General features: G+C 71.3%; 15 protein-coding genes and 1 riboswitch. Of the genes, 9 read left to right on the top strand and 6 right to left on the bottom strand.

Translation table 11 applies throughout. The features are described from left to right. Positions 1-5: 5 nt before the first annotated feature. From IEY86_RS13375 to ligD, 3 genes are all read right to left on the bottom strand, one after another. Positions 6-1,220, bottom strand: a complete 1,215-nt coding sequence (locus tag IEY86_RS13375) for a cytochrome P450 (RefSeq protein WP_189131950.1) — start codon at positions 1,218-1,220, stop codon at positions 6-8. A 154-nt stretch (positions 1,221-1,374) separates the two neighbouring features. After that, positions 1,375-2,508 (bottom strand): type III polyketide synthase, encoded by a 1,134-nt coding sequence (locus tag IEY86_RS13380; protein WP_189131852.1) that lies wholly within the window; start codon positions 2,506-2,508, stop codon positions 1,375-1,377. A gap of 264 nt (positions 2,509-2,772) precedes the next feature. Further along, positions 2,773-3,792 (bottom strand): non-homologous end-joining DNA ligase, encoded by a 1,020-nt coding sequence (gene ligD / locus IEY86_RS13385; RefSeq protein ID WP_189131853.1) that lies wholly within the window; start codon positions 3,790-3,792, stop codon positions 2,773-2,775. 140 nt (positions 3,793-3,932) lie between these two features. On the opposite strand from ligD, the gene IEY86_RS13390 reads away from it, so the two are divergent. Further along, positions 3,933-5,021, top strand: coding sequence for an ATP-dependent DNA ligase (locus tag IEY86_RS13390; RefSeq protein WP_189131854.1), 1,089 nt, complete (start codon positions 3,933-3,935; stop codon positions 5,019-5,021). Positions 5,022-5,132: 111 nt separating this feature from the next. Here the strand turns inward: IEY86_RS13390 and IEY86_RS13395 are convergent, their stop codons facing one another. Beyond that, complete coding sequence (locus IEY86_RS13395; protein ID WP_189131855.1) at positions 5,133-6,122, bottom strand: zinc metalloprotease; 990 nt, start codon at positions 6,120-6,122, stop codon at positions 5,133-5,135. A gap of 424 nt (positions 6,123-6,546) precedes the next feature. Here IEY86_RS13395 and IEY86_RS13400 point away from each other — a divergent pair, with 424 nt between their 5' ends. From IEY86_RS13400 to IEY86_RS13420, 5 genes are all read left to right on the top strand, one after another. Next, positions 6,547-7,341 carry an SAM-dependent methyltransferase gene (locus IEY86_RS13400; RefSeq protein WP_229698396.1) on the top strand — a complete coding sequence of 265 codons (795 nt, stop codon included), beginning with the start codon at positions 6,547-6,549 and terminating at the stop codon, positions 7,339-7,341. 201 nt (positions 7,342-7,542) lie between these two features. Continuing rightward, positions 7,543-8,352, top strand: a complete 810-nt coding sequence (locus IEY86_RS13405) for an MBL fold metallo-hydrolase (RefSeq protein ID WP_189131856.1) — start codon at positions 7,543-7,545, stop codon at positions 8,350-8,352. Positions 8,353-8,682: 330 nt separating this feature from the next. Continuing rightward, positions 8,683-8,878, top strand: a riboswitch (cyclic di-AMP (ydaO/yuaA leader). A 4-nt stretch (positions 8,879-8,882) separates the two neighbouring features. Continuing rightward, positions 8,883-10,070 carry a transglycosylase family protein gene (locus tag IEY86_RS13410; RefSeq protein WP_189131857.1) on the top strand — a complete coding sequence of 396 codons (1,188 nt, stop codon included), beginning with the start codon at positions 8,883-8,885 and terminating at the stop codon, positions 10,068-10,070. 219 nt (positions 10,071-10,289) lie between these two features. Continuing rightward, positions 10,290-11,069: a VOC family protein gene (locus tag IEY86_RS13415; RefSeq protein WP_229698397.1), complete on the top strand. Its 780-nt coding sequence runs from the start codon at positions 10,290-10,292 to the stop codon at positions 11,067-11,069. A 322-nt stretch (positions 11,070-11,391) separates the two neighbouring features. After that, positions 11,392-11,793, top strand: coding sequence for a hypothetical protein (locus IEY86_RS13420; protein ID WP_189131858.1), 402 nt, complete (start codon positions 11,392-11,394; stop codon positions 11,791-11,793). A gap of 251 nt (positions 11,794-12,044) precedes the next feature. Here IEY86_RS13420 and IEY86_RS13425 read toward each other — a convergent pair whose 3' ends face one another. Further along, the gene (locus IEY86_RS13425) at positions 12,045-12,287 is read right to left on the bottom strand and encodes a DUF2630 family protein (protein ID WP_189131859.1); all 243 of its coding nucleotides are present in this window, start codon (positions 12,285-12,287) and stop codon (positions 12,045-12,047) included. Between the two features lie 273 nt (positions 12,288-12,560). Here IEY86_RS13425 and IEY86_RS13430 point away from each other — a divergent pair, with 273 nt between their 5' ends. The 3 genes from IEY86_RS13430 (at position 12,561) to IEY86_RS13440 (ending at position 14,812) form a co-directional block, all read left to right on the top strand. Beyond that, positions 12,561-12,965, top strand: a complete 405-nt coding sequence (locus IEY86_RS13430) for a hypothetical protein (RefSeq protein WP_308425137.1) — start codon at positions 12,561-12,563, stop codon at positions 12,963-12,965. After that, positions 12,962-13,225: a UBP-type zinc finger domain-containing protein gene (locus IEY86_RS13435; RefSeq protein WP_189131861.1), complete on the top strand. Its 264-nt coding sequence runs from the start codon at positions 12,962-12,964 to the stop codon at positions 13,223-13,225. The genes IEY86_RS13430 and IEY86_RS13435 overlap by 4 nt, the downstream gene beginning before the upstream one ends. Positions 13,226-13,381: 156 nt before the next feature. Continuing rightward, entirely contained in the window at positions 13,382-14,812 is a 1,431-nt protein-coding gene (locus IEY86_RS13440) for a M1 family metallopeptidase (protein WP_373287013.1), read from the top strand. Here IEY86_RS13440 and IEY86_RS13445 read toward each other — a convergent pair. Further along, entirely contained in the window at positions 14,721-15,563 is an 843-nt protein-coding gene (locus IEY86_RS13445) for a DUF6629 family protein (protein ID WP_308425138.1), read from the bottom strand. The two genes, IEY86_RS13440 and IEY86_RS13445, sit on opposite strands and share 92 nt — an antisense overlap. Positions 15,564-15,602 lie beyond the last annotated feature (39 nt).

Here is a 15,602-nt window from a genome sequence, read left to right on the forward strand (position 1 = left end):
GCCGGCTACCAGGTGACCGGCAGCGACACCGGGCCGCGGATCAGCGCGCCGCGCTGCCAGCGGATCTCCTCCTCCGGCACCGCCAGGCGCAGCCCCGGCAGCCGCTCCCACAGGGTGGAGACGACGACCTCCGACTCCATGCGGGCGAGCATGGCGCCGGGGCAGTAGTGCGGGCCGTGGCCGAAGGAGACATGGGGGTTGTAGGACCGGTCGAAGTCCAGGGTGTGCGGGTCGGGGAACACCTCGGGATCGCGGTTGGCGGCGAGGTAGGACACATAGACGGCGTCGCCCTCGGGGATCCGCACGCCGCCGACCTCCACCTCCTCCATGGCGATACGGGACAGGCCGACGGCGTTGCGGTGGGGGATGTAGCGCAGGAGCTCGTCGACGGCCTGGGGCACCAGCTCCGGCTCCGTGCGCAGCCGGTCCAGGTGCCGGGGGTGGGTGAGCAGGGCGTAGACCATGTTGGCGCTGTTGTTGGGGACCGCGTGCGACCCGCCGACCTGGAGGAGCACGGCGAGCCCGACCGCTTCGGCGAGGGTGAGTTCGTCGCGGTCGACGGCCGCCCTGAGCACTCCCGCCACATCCTCGCGGGGGTCCTCGGCGCGGATGTCCAGCAGGGTGGAGAAGTAGGTGCCCAGTTCCGCGTTGGCGCGTTCGCTGGCCTCACGGCCGTGCGCCGCGGAGATCAGGGTGCGCGACCACTCGGCCACCTGGTCGCGGTCGCACGAGGGCACCCCCATCAGCTCGCACATCATGGCGACGGGGAAAGGGATGTTGAGGCTCTGCATGAGATCCGCCGGAGGTCCCTGGCGCTCCATCTCGTCCAGCAGGCCGTCGATGAACTCCTGGGCGCTCGAGCGCAGTCGGGCCATGGCCTTCGCGGTGAAGGCCCTGGCCACGACCTTGCGCAGGCGGGTGTGCTCGGGCGGGTCGGCGAACCCCACGGCGTCCGCCATCGGGACGAAGTGCGGTGCCAGCCTGGTGATGGGCCTGCCGATGACGGCCTTGCGGCTGAACCTCGGGTCGGACGTGACGAACTTGACGTCGTCGTAGCGGGTCACGAGCCAGGCGTAGCCCTCGCCGTTGGGCAGCTGGATGCGGGAGACCGGTTCCTCCCGCAGCAGCCTGTCCAGCAGCGGGTCGAAGTCCAGGCCCCTGAGGTCTTCCACTGCCCAGAAGTGCACCGGGGGCAGCGCCGTGGTGGTCTCGGTCGTCATCGAACGGGTCATCTCCAAATGCCGCGAGGAGTTGATGAGGGACAGGACGCAGTCCGACAAGGGCCGGTCCGTGAAGAAGGAGTCCGTGAAGGGAGAGTCTGCGAGGGGGGAGTGGGCGGCCTGGGCGGGGCCACCGAGAAGGTAATGGGGGAGGTCAGATCACCGGGCTCATGGACAGATCGCCGGCGGTCCCGGTCTCCTGGAGCGAGTCGAGTTCGTCGAGGGCCTCGGCCTCGGCCGGGTCCGTGACCCAGGTGCCGAGCGCGATCTCGGCGGTGATGCCCGGGCCGAATCCTGCGATCATGCCCTGGGCGCGGTCGGCGGTGCCGCCCTCGTCGAAGAGGCGGCCGACGGCGTCGAGGACGACGGCGCTGGCGATGTTGCCGTACTCGGTGAGGGTGGCCCGGCTGAAGCGGAACGCCTCGGGCTCCACGTTCAGGAAGCGGCACAGGTCGTCCAGGATGCGCGGGCCGCCGGCGTGGATGATGTAGAAGTCCAGCGTGGAGGCGTCCCAGCCGTGCTGGCCGGCGAGGGTGTGCAGGGCCGGTGCCAGCGGTTCCATGGTGGTGGGGACGCGCTTGTCCAGAAGGAAGTGGAAACCGGTCTCGCGGACGCTGTAGGCGATCCAGTCCTCGGTGTCGGGCACCAGATGGCAGCCGTTGCGCACGAGTTGGATGCCGGTTCCGCCGACGCCGCGCACCACGGCCGCGGCCACGGCGTCGCCGAACAGTCCGTTGGACAGCAGTGATCCGACTCCGAGGTCGGTCGGCTGGTAGCACAGCGAGCAGAACTCGCAGGCGACGATCAGCACATTGGCCTCGGGGTAGGCCGTGCAGAAGTCATGGGCACGGTTGATGGCCGCGCCGCCCGCGGCGCAGCCGAGTTGGGAGATGGGCATCTGCCGAGTGTCGCTGCGAAATCCCATCGTGTTGATCAGCCACGCGGTCATGGACGGCATCATGAAGCCCGTGCAGGAGACGTAGATGATCAGGTCGATGTCGTGGGCTTCCAGTGAGGCGTTGTCCAGGGCACGGCTGACGACTTCCGGCACACGTGCCTTGGCCTCCGACTCGTAGCGCTCGTTGCGCGCCTGGAAGCCGGGGTGGAGGAGCGTCTGCTCGATGGGCTGGACGATGTGCCGCTTGCGGACGCCGGTGTTCTCGATGAGCTTCAGGGCGAGGGCGAGTTGGGGATGTCCGGCGTGCACCGAGCGCGCCAGGTCCAGGGTCTGCTCCGCCGTGATGATGTGTTCCGGCACAGCGATCGCCGGTCTGCACAAGGTTGCCATGAGGTTCCATCGCAATCGCTAAGGCCTCCAGGCGGCCGTACCGCCCGTGCGGGCCGGAGCGCTGGTCGCGCCCCGCTGGAAGGTTCCCCTAGTGCTGACATATTGACCGATAATCCTCATAATCCGCACGGAAGGAGTATGAGGCGTCGCTCTCCGTGGCCGGCGGTGCCCCGGGCGCGGCCCCGGCGGGGCGGGCGGCCCACGGACTGCGCGGTGGGTGGGCATCCGCCGAAGCCCGGCGGGGGTGGGCTCAGGGGAGTGGACTCAGGGGGCTTCGGGGGAGCGCTTGGCGCGGCTGGGCTGGACCCGCTTGGGCTCGCCCTCCATCTTCGGGTGGTCCGGCGGATAGGGCAGGTCGCCCAGGCCGTGCTCGCGCTCGTCACGCGCGGCCAGCTCCAGCGCGCTGTCGAGGCGGAAGGCGTGGTCGTCCATGTCCGCGTGCACATCACCGACGTCGGCGAAGCGCACCGGCATGGTGGCCAGGTCGAAGTCGCGCGGCCGGGCGTCGTCGAGCTCCTCCCACAGCAGGGGCGCCGAGACCGGGGCATGACCGAAGGGGCGGACGGAGTACGCGCTGGCGATGGTGCGGTCACGGGCCGTCTGGTTGTAGTCCACGAAGATCTTCCGGCCGCGCTCCTCCTTCCACCAGGAGGTGGTGATCCGCTCCGGGTCCCTGCGCTCCAGCTCACGGGCGACGGCGATCGCCGCCCGGCGCACCTGGGTGAACGTCCACTCGGGCTCGATCGGGACGAACACGTGCAGGCCCCGACCGCCCGAGGTCTTCGGCCAGCCCCGCAGGCCGAGCCCGTCCAGGACCTCGTGCAACTGGTGGGCCGCCCGCACCGCGTCCTCGTAGTCCGTGCCCGGCTGGGGATCGAGGTCGATGCGCAGCTCGTCGGGCCGGTCCACGTCGTCGCGCCGGACCGGCCACGGGTGGAAGGTCAGGCAGCCGAGGTTCGCGGCCCACAGCACGGCGGCGGGCTCCGTCGGGCAGATCTCGTCGGCGGACCGCCCGCTGGGAAAGGAGATGTGGCCGGTCGGAATCCACGCGGGCAGGTTCTTCGGCGCCCTCTTCTGGAAGAACGACTCGCCCTCCACCCCGTCCGGGTAGCGCTCCAGCGTCGTCGGGCGGTCCCTGAGCGCGCGCACGATCCCGTCCCCGACGGCCAGGTAGTACCGGGCCACGTCGAGCTTGGTGAAGCCACGTTCCGGGAAGTACACCTTGTCGGGGTTGGACAGCCGTACCGTCCGCTCTCCCGCCTTCAGCTCCAGCGCCTGTCCCATGCGGCCACGGTAAGCCGGGACAGGGCCGGGCGCCCGTCGGCGGGACCCGCCGGGGCATCCCCCGGCATCCCCCGCCGTGGCTCGCCGGGGGATGCCGCCCCGACGAGCGCGCGGGACGCCCCGGACGCACAATCGAGGCTGTGGACCTTCCGGTCATGCCGCCCGTGAAGCCGATGCTCGCCAAGTCCGCCGCGCGCATCCCGCCCGGCATGAGCTACGAGGCCAAATGGGACGGCTTCCGGGCCATCGTCTTCCGCGACGGCGACGAGATCGAGATCGGCAGCCGCTCCGAGAAGCCCCTGACCCGCTACTTCCCCGAGGTCGTCGAGGCCCTGCTGGAGAACCTGCCCGAGCGGTGCGTGCTCGACGGCGAGATCGTGATCGCCCGCGGTGGACGCCTGGACTTCGACGCCCTGCTGGAGCGCATCCACCCCGCGGACTCACGGGTGCGGATGCTCGCCGGGACCACCCCGGCCGGCTTCGTGGCGTTCGACCTGCTGGCGCTCGGTGACGCCCCGCTGCTGGACGCCCCCCTGCGTGAGCGCCGAAGCGCCCTGGCCGACGCCCTCGCCGACGCCGCCGACCCGGTCTTCGTGGCCCCGGCCACCGAGGACACCGGGCTCGCCCAGGAGTGGTTCCGGCGCTACGAGGGCGCCGGTCTCGACGGGGTTGTCGCCAAGCCGCTCGACCTGCCCTACCGGCCGGGCGAGCGGGTCATGGTCAAGGTCAAGCACGAGCGCACGGCCGACTGCGTGGTGGCCGGGCTGCGCCACCACAAGAGCGGGCCGGTCGTCGGCTCCCTGCTGCTCGGCCTGTACGACGACAGCGGCACCTTGCAGCACGTCGGGGTCTGCGCCTCGTTCCCCATGCGGCGGCGGGCCGAGCTCATGGAGGAACTGGAGCCGCTGACCATGGCGTCGGTCGACGGCCATCCCTGGGCCGCGTGGGCCGACGAGGAGGCGCATGTGTCGAGCCGGATGCCCGGGGCGCCGAGCCGGTGGTCGGGCAAGAAGGACCTGTCATGGGTGCCCCTGCGCCCCGAGCGGGTGGTCGAGGTGGCCTACGACCATATGCAGGGGGACCGGTTCCGGCACACCGCGCAGTTCCGGCGCTGGCGCCCGGACCGGGATCCGCGAAGCTGCACCTACGCCCAGCTGGAGGAGCCGGTGAACTACGACCTCTCCGAGATCCTCGTCCACCCCTCGAAGGGACCGGGGGGAAGCCGGTGACGCGCGACGACGCGCGCCGCACTGCGGGGAGCCGTACGGGCACGGTGATTTCAGGACACCGCCGAAGCGGCGCCGGACGGGGGTCGGGCGCCGCCTCGGCTCATCGCGGCATCAGCCGCGGTACGCGCTCCAGGAGTTGCTCATGCGCGTGACCTGGCCCGGGGTGAACTGGGTCATGCACGAGTCGTACGAGTAGTCCATGAAGTTCTTGATCGGGTCCAGGCCGGCGGCCGGGCAGGTGTTGCGGCCGGTCGGGCAGCCGGACGCGGGGCTCTTCTCGGCCGGGGTGTCGGAGACGTAGTCGTTCGTCGACGAGCACCCGCCCTGGAAGGTGTGGTACAGCCCCATCCAGTGGCCGACCTCGTGGGTGGCGGTGTCGCCCTCGTTGTAGTTGGTGGCCGAGCCGCCGGGCAGGGAGGAGTCGAGGATGACGACGCCGTCCATCTTCGGGTCGTCCGCGTACCAGTCCGGGAACGTGGCCCAGCCGAGCAGTCCGCCGCCGAGCTTGGCGGAGTAGAGGTTGAGCGCGTTGGCGCCGCCCTTGCGCAGCGCGTTCTTCATCGCCGCTTCCTCGCTGGTGCCGTCGGTGAGGCCGTTGTACCAGGAGGATTTGTCCGTGTAGTCGGTGCCGACGAGCGAGAACTTGAACGGTGTGGCCGTGTTGCCGCTGCCCTGCCCGCCGAACGCGGCGTTGAGCACCGAGATCTGCCTGTTGATCTGGGACGCGGTCAGCTTGCCGGCGCTGCCGCTGTGGATGACGTGGAAGTAGACGGGGACGGTGGTGGCGGCCAGGGCCGTCCGCTTCGAGCCCTGGCGCTTCGCGAGCCGTGCCTCGAGGCGCGCGTTCATCGTCGCGGCCTGGGACGCGGTGAGCTCGTCGGCCTCGTGCGTGCGGGAGTTCGCTCCCGCACGTCTGCGGGCTGCCGCGTCCTGAGCGCGGTCCTCGGCGCACAGCTTGGAGCCGGACGCCTTCACCTTCGCGGTGTGGGCGGCGCTCACCGGCGTTCCGGACAGCGGGACCAGGGCGAGGGTTCCGGCCAGGAAGGCCACCGAGAGGAAACGGTTGCGCGAACGCGGGGTCGGTGCGGGGGAGCGTGGCATCAGCTCTCCTTGTGAGGAAGGTGGCGGGAGGCCGCTCCTCACCGCCGCCCAGAAGCTATGCGCCTATGACTGTTTTTGATCAGATGGGATCAAGTCCTATAGATCCTGGGAGCAAATCGGACTGATCCGGGAAAGTTGGCAGTGTTCGTCACTGGCTGAAACCTTTCGCGGTAACACCACTGCCATCTGAAGCGGTCATGACACGAGGAGTTGGGATGGTTCGCCCCCGTCGTCCGTAGCGCCGTGTGACACGGGTGAAACACGGCCCCGATGGCTGGAAATCGCCGTTGAGGCCTTTGCGTCGAGGCGGACGGCGTGAGCGACCGTGCCCGGGACGGTCCAACTCACCTGTGAATTGCGGGGTTATGCTGCACATCGGTAGCAGGCCGCTGCGGCGGCGCAGCCAACGGGGGAGGACGGCGCGATGGCAGTGGACGAGGCATTCATGGGGACAGACCTTCAGGTCGAAAAGCCCCACCCGGCGAGAATTTACGACTACTGGCTCGGCGGCAAGGACAACTACGCCCCGGATCGCGCGGCCGCCGAGCACGCGATCAAGACTTCTCCCGACATTCCGACCGCCGCCCGCGAGAACCGGGGCTTTCTGCAGCGCGCGGTGCGCATGTGCGCGGGCGCGGGAATCCGGCAGTTCATCGATGTCGGTGCCGGGCTGCCCACCCAGGGCAATGTCCATGAGATCGCGCAGGGAGTCGCCCCGGAATCACGGGTCGTCTATGTGGACAACGACCCCATCGTGCTCGCCCACGGCCGCGCACTCCTCGCGGACAACCGCTCCACCACGGTCATCACCGCGGACATACGCGATCCCAAGCGCCTGCTCGACGAGCCGACCCTGCTCCAACTCATCGACTACACCGAGCCGGTGGCGGTCCTGCTCGTGGCCGTCCTGCACTTCGTGGACGACTTCCAGGCGGCGGCCGCCGTCGAGGCCGTCCGTGAACGCATCGCGCCGGGCAGCTATGTGGTGCTCTCCCACAGCACGCACGAGGGCTATCCGGAGAAGGCCGCCGAAGTCGCCAAGACCTGGAAGGACACCAACTCCGGGATAAGGCTGCGCGGCCACGCCGATGTCGAGGCGTTCTTCGAGGGGCTCGACCTGCTCGACCCCGGTGTCGTCCATGTGCCCATGTGGCGCCCCGAGGGCCCCACCGACCATGCCACCCGGTGGATGTACGCGGGAGTCGGCCGCAAGCCGTAGCCCGACCGCCGCCCACGTCGCCGAGGAGACCGCCGTGCCGACCGCCGTGCCCGCCGTGCCCGCCGTGGAGGTCCCGCGGTGCGACCGCCCGGGCCGCCCGAATCCGGCCACGCTTCTGTGCCGCCCGGGCCACCTCCGCCGCTCCGGCGACCTCCGCCGCTCCGGCCGACTCGGCCTCGTGGCACCGGAGGTGGGCGCCCGATGACCGTTCACCACCTCGACTGCGCCACCATGTGCCCGCTCGGCGGCAGCCGCATGGTCGCCCACTGCCTCCTCGTCGAGGGCGCTCGCGGCCTCGTCCTCGTGGACACCGGATTCGGCACGGCCGACATCGCCGACCCGAGCCGGCTGGGCAGGCTCTTCCACGTCACGACCAGGCCCCTGCTCGACCCTCGGCAGACGGCGCTCAGCCAGGTGCGCGCGCTCGGCCGCGATCCGGCGGACGTGCGCGACATCGTCGTCACCCACCTCGACCTCGACCACGCCGGAGGGCTCGCCGACTTCCCCGGCGCGCGGGTGCACCTCCTCGCCGCGGAGCACCGCGCCGCCCATCGGCGCGCCACCGTCCTGGAACGCAAGCGGTACCTGCCGGCGCAGTGGGCGCACGGCCCGCGCTGGGAACTCCACGAGCCCACGGGCCAGTGGATGGGGGCGCCCGCGGCGCCCGTGCTCGACGACCCGGAGGTCCTGCTCGTGCCCCTGGCCGGGCACACCCGCGGCCACAGCGGGGTGGCCGTGCGGCGCGAGGACGGCGGCTGGCTGCTCCACTGCGGCGACTCCTACTTCTTCCACGGGCAGACCGATCCCGAACGGCCGCACTGCCCGAAGCCGCTCGCCCTCGCCGACCGCCTGCTCGCCGTGGACAACCGGGCCAGGGTGGCCGGCCGGGCCCGCCTGAGGGAACTGCGCAGAACCCGTTCCGACCAGGTCACCCTCTTCTGCGCCCACGATCCCCATGAGTTCGCGGCGTTGAGCTCGCCGGGCGCCCCGGAATTCCGGGAACCCCTTTAGTCACCGGGCTTTCGGCCCACCTACCGCGAGTAGGTCCGCTTCCCAACATGCGTACAAATCAGGACTCTTCACCCCATGGTCCGAACGCCACCGTGACCAAGCTCACGAGATATAAGGCGCAGAACTGCTTCTATTCGGACAATCGGTGCCCACCGGAAGGTGTCCTTCCTCTCATTTTCCGGGCCGAAACCTGACTTCTGGTACGCAGAGTGGCGGGCTTTTACGGACGGTACGGGGGGATCGATCTATCAAATTCCGCATTGCTTGTGGCCGGGAAACTCGTGTGCTTTCTTTATGCCCGTCCCGCCGACCCAACCCGGTGGGACCCCGCCTGTCGGCACGCCGAATCCTGTCCCCGGCCGCGCGGGAAACGACGACCGTCACGGGCAGGAGTGGGGGACCCACAGGTAAGTGCCGTCCCCGGTGCCGCACGCATCGGGACGGCTTGGGGTGAAGCCGCGTCAGCGGCCGGGCAACTCCAGCCCGAACCCGACAGCTCACCTCGCAGGCGTAGGAGAGGAACAACACCTATGTCTGCACGTGGACGTCATCGTCGCCCGCGCAACAACCCCCTGCGTTCCGCCAGGGTCACCCTCGCCGTGACCGCCGGCGGCGTCGGGATGGCCCTGCCGATCGTCGGCGCCACCTCGGCGAGCGCCGCCTCGGTGGAGACCTGGGACAAGGTCGCCCAGTGCGAGAGCACCGGCAACTGGCACATCAACACCGGCAACGGCTTCTACGGCGGTCTGCAGTTCACCCAGAGCACGTGGAGCGGGTTCGGCGGCACCAAGTACGCGCCGCGCGCCGACCTCGCGACCAAGGACCAGCAGATCGAGATCGCCGAGAAGGTGCTCGCGGTGCAGGGCCCCGGTGCCTGGCCCGTGTGCTCCGTCAAGGCCGGTCTGACCCGTAACAGCGGAACGCCCGCCATCAACACCGCGAGCAAGCCGGCCGCCCCGCAGCCGGCCGCCAAGCCCGCCGCCCCGGCGCCCGCCAAGCCCAAGGCCGAGGAGAGGGCGAGCCGTTCCGACGCCCGCCCCGCCGTCAGCCGCTCCTACGAGGTGGCCAGTGGCGACAGCCTGTCCAGCATCGCCGACACGCACCACGTCGACGGTGGCTGGCAGGCGCTGTACCACACCAACCGTCAGGTCGTCGGCTCCAACCCGAACCTGATCTTCCCGGGTCAGAAGCTCTCCCTCGCCGAGGGTGAGCACAAGGCCGCCCCGGCGGCCAAGCCCGAGGCCAAGCAGCAGGCCCCGGCCGCGGCCCCCAAGAAGGCCCCGGTCAAGCAGACCTCCTCCACCCGCACGGTCTCCGGCTTCACGCTGCCCATCAATGGCACCGTCGGGACGGCCTACGGCGTCGCCGGCTCCATGTGGTCCAGCGGCCACCACACCGGTGTGGACTTCATCGCCCCGACCGGCACCTCGGTCAAGGCCATCGGCTCGGGCACGGTCGTCTCCGCCGGCTGGGGCGGCGCCTACGGCAACCAGGTCGTCATCCGCCACGCGGACGGCAAGTACTCCCAGTACGCGCACCTGTCCTCCCTCGGCGTCAGCGCCGGCCAGACCGTCTCCGGCGGCCAGCAGATCGGCCTGTCCGGGGCGACCGGCAATGTGACGGGCCCGCACCTGCACTTCGAGGTGCGCACCGGCCCGGGCTACGGCTCGGACATCGACCCGCTCGCCTACCTGCGCGCGCACGGCGTCAAGATCTGACCGACGCCACCACGGACGCGGCGGCGTCCCCACGACCCGGCGCACCGGGCGACCGATCGGCCCCGCGGACACCATCCGCGGGGCCGTCGCCGTGTGCGCGGCCGCACGTCCCGAGTGGTGTGCGCCGGGCTTCCGGCACACAGTGGTCCTGTGCATCGTCCCCCGGCGGTGCGCGGAGCCACGCGCACCTCGGACGGATACGGAGTCGGGTGATCATCGTTGAGGAAGAGAATCCGGGCCGCCCAGGGCACTCCGTGCTGGGTCAGCCTTCTCACCGGGGATCTGGAGGCCGCCAAGAAGTTCTACGGTGGGCTGCTGGGCTGGCGGTACCGGCTCGCCTCCCAGCAGCCGGGCCCCTATGTCCTGGCGATATCGGACGGAGTGCCCGTGGCGGGCCTGGCGGCCACTGCCCACCAGATGGGCTTCCCTGTCTCCTGGACCTCCTACTTCGCCGCCGACGACGCCAATGAGATCGCGCAGAGAATCCGTGAGCGCGGCGGCACCGTGGCCGTCGGCCCGGTCGAGTTCGGCAATGGCCGAGTGGCCTGGGCGGCGGACCCGGCGGGTGCCGTGTTCGGCGTCTGGGAGGGCGAGATCGACCCCGTCTGGCGGATCGAGCGCCGTGCCGGAGCACCGGCATGGCTGGAACTGCGGACCGGAGACGCGTTCGCCGCCGCCATCTTCTACGGGGACGCCTTCGGCTGGGACACCGGGGACCCGCGCTACGAGATCCGGTACGAGCACGACCGCGTGATCCTGCGCATCGAGGGCCGCACCGTCGCCGGCCTGTTCGGCGGGGCGGTCGAGGACGCGCCCGATCCGAGGATCCGTCCGCGCTGGCAGGTCTACTTCTGCGTCGGAGACGTCGACGCCGCCACCCGCCTGGCCGCGGAGCTGGGCGGGACGGTCGTCTCCGAGCCGAACGACTCCCCGTTCGGCCGCGTGGCCACCGTGCGCGACCCCGAGGGCGGCCTGTTCTCCCTCGCCTCCTCGCAGTAGCGCCGTTCGGGGGACGGGCTGCGCGGGCCCGCGGGAGCCGTCCGGGGGCGGACTCCGAGGCGGATCGAGGGGCGCGTCGCGGGGTGGATCGCGCCCGGTGGCGGCCTCGCGCTCCCGGGCACACAGTGGAGGAGGACGAGACGCCCGGAGCAGGCGGCCGGGGCAGGCAACTCTCCTCGAGGAGGGACTCGATGGCGCCGACGTTCATACCCGTCGGTCCCGCGTCAGGGGCGGCGTCGCGGACGGGACCGCACCGGCGGTGAACGCACCGCGACCACGGTGTCCGCAGGAGGTTCCGCCAGGCCAGGTCGCACGGCTCCTGGTGGCCGACCCTCCGGTGTGGGACCTGCCGCCCGGTGACGCGGCGGGGCCCAGGGCCGTGCGCTGCGTCCGCGACCAGCTCGATGTCTGGGGCCTGGCCTCGGCGGCGCCCCGAGTGGGCCGGGTGGCCGAGGGTGTGGCCGCGGCGGTGGCGGGCGGAGGGTGGTGCCGGCTCAGCCTCGATCTGGCGGTCCTCTCCGACGGCAGCGAGGTCGTCCGTCTGGAGATATACGCGACGGACGGCAACACCGCCTCGATGCTCTCGGCCGACGCCCTGGACGGGCTGGAGAGCGAGTCCAACGGCTGGAACGCCTTCCGTCACCCGTCCGGCGTCCTGGTCTGGGCCCATGTGCCCACCCTTGCCTTAGGCCCCCTCCCGAGGACCTTCTGGCCGGCGGACTGACCCCGGCCGTCTCGGCCCGTCCGGCCCCCGACGGTCCCGGCACGTCCGGTGTCGCCCGGCCACCGTCCCGTTCAGCAGCGGCCACCGTCCCGTTCAGCAGGACGCCGCACCCCGACCGGGGCCAGGACCACCGGCCCCAGGAGATCGCCGCGGCCGACCTCACGCGAGGCAACGGCGTCGTGGGCTCCCGGAGGCGTCCGACAACTCCTCCTCGTTCGCCCGCCGTTGTTCGCCCCGCGCGGCCTGCCGCGCTACTGGAGGTAGGACTCCACCTCGTCGACGGGGCGGGGCCGCTCGGGCCGGGCGGCCTCCCCGAACTCGGCGCTGGCCCGACGGCGGCGCAGCAGGTCCCAGCACTGGTCCAGCTGTCCCTCGATCTCCCGCAGCCGCAGGCGCCCGGCGTCGCCGAGGCCCTTGCCGGGGGCGCGGGAGCGCAGTTCGTGCTCCTCCGCGACCAGTTCGTCGATGCGGCCGATGATGTCGTTGTCCGCCATGCTTCCTCCCGGTGGCGGCGAACGGCCGGCGATCCGCGGTCTCGGGCTTGGCCGTCGATCACCGGATTGCTCTCCTCACCCTAGACCCCGGGCTCGCACCGCGCGCATGAACGCCCACCCCGTGGGAGGGTGGAATGACAGGGCGGGGCGAGGCTGCGGACGTGCCTGGAACGTCCGGGACCGCCGGCGCGGCGGCACCCGTCGACGGGGAAGAGACGGGGAGGACGAGGGAGGCTCGACATGGGACGGCGATCCCTGGCAAGGCAGCTGCCGATGAGACTCGCGACGGGCGGTTTCATCCTCAACTCCGGCCTGACGAAACGGGACGCGGACGAGGAGACCGCTCAGCAGCTCCATCGGTTCGCCACCACCACCTATCCCTTCCTTGGCAAGCTGGAGCCGAGCCGGTTCGTCCGGCTGCTCTCGGCGGGCGAGATCGCCGTCGGCACCCTCCTGCTGGTGCCCTTCGTCCCGGCCGCGGTGGCGGGTGCGGCGCTCACCGGGTTCTCCGCCGGCCTGGTGGGCCTCTACCTGCGGACTCCGGGCATGCGCCAGGAGGGAAGCCTGCGCCCCACCGAGCCGGGGATCGTGCTCGCCAAGGACGTCTGGATGTTCGGAATCGGCCTGTCGCTGGTGATCGACGGGGCGGCGCAGGCCTGTAGGAGGTCGTCCTCATGAACACGTGGAGGGACCCGCATCTGGCCATGGTCAAGCCCGTTGTGCCGCGCACTCCGCAGGGCTGCGAGGAGTGCCTGCTCATGGGCTCCCCATGGGTGCATCTGCGTCTGTGCCTGACCTGCGGCCATGTGGGCTGCTGCGACTCCTCGCCCAACAAGCACGCCAGGGCACACGCTTCGTACGAGGAGCACCCGATCGTGCGGTCGTTCGAGCCGGACGAGGACTGGCGCTGGTGCTACGTGGACAACACGCTGGTGTGACACGGCTGGGGTGCGGCACGTCGAGTGCTCCCCAGGGCACAGAGGGCGCACGTGGGTGGAGACTCGGTGTGACTTGACCCGTTCAAGGGAGTTCTGGGCCGGGGTGACCCATACGCTGGGGCCCGAATGATCACCACCGAGCTCAGAGGAGTCCTCGTGACCCCACCCCACCAGCAGCCCACCGGACGCCCCGCCCCCGACCGGCGAGGCGGGCTCGTAGCGGCAGGCCTTCCCATCGCGGTCGTGGCGCTTCTCGCCGCCGCCGCCGGCCCGGCGACGGCCGGCACGGTCGGCTCCTCGGGTGCCGGGGACCCGTACTTCGTCCTGGCTGGCAACGGCGGATACAACGTCCACCACTACGATCTGACGCTCGGATACGACCCGAAGAGCCGCCACCTCGATGGACGGGCCGTCGTCACCGCCCGGGCCACCCAGCGGCTGACCCGTTTCGACCTCGACCTCAAGGGCCTGAAGGTCGCGCGCGTCACCGTCGACGGCGTCAAGGCCGCCTTCCGGCGCGACGGCCAGGAACTCGTGATCACCCCGAGGACCGCCGTGCGCAAGGACAAGGAATTCCGCACCACCGTCACCTACGCGGGCACTCCCAAGCCGGTAACCGACCCGGACGGCTCCCTGGACGGCTGGATCCCGACCGACGACGGCGCGTTCGTCGCGGGGGAGCCGCAGGGCGCCATGACGTGGTTCCCCGCCAACAACCACCCCAAGGACAAGGCGTCGTACGACTTCGCCGTCACCGTTCCGGACGGCACCACCGCCGTCGCCAACGGAGTCCTGCGCGGGAAGAAGACCTCCCACGGCCGCACCACCTTCCGCTGGCGGCAGTCCGAGCCGATGGCCGCGTACCTCGCCACCGCCACCGTGGGCAGGTTCAAGGTCGAGCAGTACACCGCCCCGGGCGGCCTGAAGGTCTACAACGCCGTCGACCCGCGCGAGGCGTCGGCCTCGGCTCCCGTGCTGAAGAAGCTGCCGTCGGTCCTCGCCTGGGAGAGCAAGGTCTTCGGGCCCTACCCCTTCCACGGCGCCGGAGCCGTCGTGGACCGCGCCCCGCAGGCCGGGTACGCGCTGGAGACCCAGGCCCGCCCGCTGTACGACCGGGCGCCCGACCTGAGCACCCTGGTCCACGAGAGCGCGCACCAGTGGTTCGGGGACTCCGTCTCGCTGACCACCTGGAAGGACATCTGGCTCAACGAGGGCTTCGCCACCTACGCCGAGTGGCTCTACGACGAGCAGCACGGCGGCCGGAGCGCGCAGAAGGCGTTCGACGCCCTGTACGCCAGCGCAGCCGACAGCGACCTGTGGGCGTTCCCGCCCGCCAACCCCGGCAGTGGAGCGCGCATCTTCGACACGCCCGTGTACGCCCGCGGCGCCATGGCCCTGCACAAGCTGCGCAAGGCGGTCGGGGACAGGACGTTCTTCAGGATCCTGCGCACCTGGGCGGGCGACCACCGCGACGGGCACGGCACCACCGCGCAGTTCATCCGCCTCTCCGAGCGGCGCTCCGGCAAGGACCTCGACAAGCTGTTCCACACCTGGATCGGCACCAAGGGCAAGCCCTCCCAGCCGTAGGCGGTCCCGGACGTTTCCCGGCGCGGCTCCCCTCACCCCTTCCCGGCCGCTTCTTCCCGGCCGCCCCGGGCGTCAGGGCGCGGCGGCGCAGGCCCGGGGGCCGCGCCGGCTCGTCCGGCCCGGCGGGTGCGCCGGTGCGCACCCACCGGAGCAGGACCACGCTGACCACGGCGGCGAAGGCGCACCACGTGGAGATGAACTCGAGCCGCCACAGCGCCGCGCAGCCGGCGGCCCCGGCGGCCGTCAGCACCCCCAGCAGCCGGAGCACCCGGTCACCGCTGAGCAGCAGCGCCCCCACCGTGGCGACGAGGTATCCGGCCATCAGCGGGCAGACGTGGGGCAGGCCGATCCCGTAGCCGAGGGTGTGGCCGCGGACATGGGCCGTGACGGGCCTGGTCGCCACGTAGTACGTCAGGACCCCGGCGGTGGCCAGCCCGGTCACCACCAGCGGGACCAGGCGCCGCCGCGCCGCGGCGGAGGCGGCGAGAAGGACGGCGAGCGGCACCAGCGCGGGAAGGAGGGGCAGGGCTATGACCGCCCAGGCCGTCCTGGCCACCTGAGCCGTCCCGGCCGCGACTTCGCCCTCCTCGCCGCGCCACACCACGGATTCGATCAGCTGATGGGCGCCGAGCAGCAGGGGCAGGCTCGCCATCGGCAGGTCCCGCGCCCGGCGGACGCCGGCCAGGCAGGCCACACCGATCGCCGATACGGCCCCGCCCGCCGCAAGATCGGCCGTCTCGCTCCAGCACACATGATCACACGTTCCCCTCCGACACAGCGCGAACCATCC

The organism is Wenjunlia tyrosinilytica, assembly GCF_014646055.1.
In the GTDB taxonomy this organism is placed as follows: domain Bacteria; phylum Actinomycetota; class Actinomycetes; order Streptomycetales; family Streptomycetaceae; genus Wenjunlia; species Wenjunlia tyrosinilytica.

Coding starts and splice junctions, on each gene's coding strand:
- ligD (WP_189131853.1), bottom strand. CDS start 3,792: ATGGGACAGGCGCTGGAGCTGAAGGCGGGAGAGCGGACGGTACGGCTG.
- IEY86_RS13395 (WP_189131855.1), bottom strand. CDS start 6,122: ATGCCACGCTCCCCCGCACCGACCCCGCGTTCGCGCAACCGTTTCCTC.
- IEY86_RS13405 (WP_189131856.1), top strand. CDS start 7,543: ATGACCGTTCACCACCTCGACTGCGCCACCATGTGCCCGCTCGGCGGC.
- IEY86_RS13375 (WP_189131950.1), bottom strand. CDS start 1,220: ATGACGACCGAGACCACCACGGCGCTGCCCCCGGTGCACTTCTGGGCA.
- IEY86_RS13400 (WP_229698396.1), top strand. CDS start 6,547: ATGGCAGTGGACGAGGCATTCATGGGGACAGACCTTCAGGTCGAAAAG.
- IEY86_RS13425 (WP_189131859.1), bottom strand. CDS start 12,287: ATGGCGGACAACGACATCATCGGCCGCATCGACGAACTGGTCGCGGAG.
- IEY86_RS13410 (WP_189131857.1), top strand. CDS start 8,883: ATGTCTGCACGTGGACGTCATCGTCGCCCGCGCAACAACCCCCTGCGT.
- IEY86_RS13435 (WP_189131861.1), top strand. CDS start 12,962: ATGAACACGTGGAGGGACCCGCATCTGGCCATGGTCAAGCCCGTTGTG.
- IEY86_RS13380 (WP_189131852.1), bottom strand. CDS start 2,508: ATGGCAACCTTGTGCAGACCGGCGATCGCTGTGCCGGAACACATCATC.
- IEY86_RS13430 (WP_308425137.1), top strand. CDS start 12,561: ATGAGACTCGCGACGGGCGGTTTCATCCTCAACTCCGGCCTGACGAAA.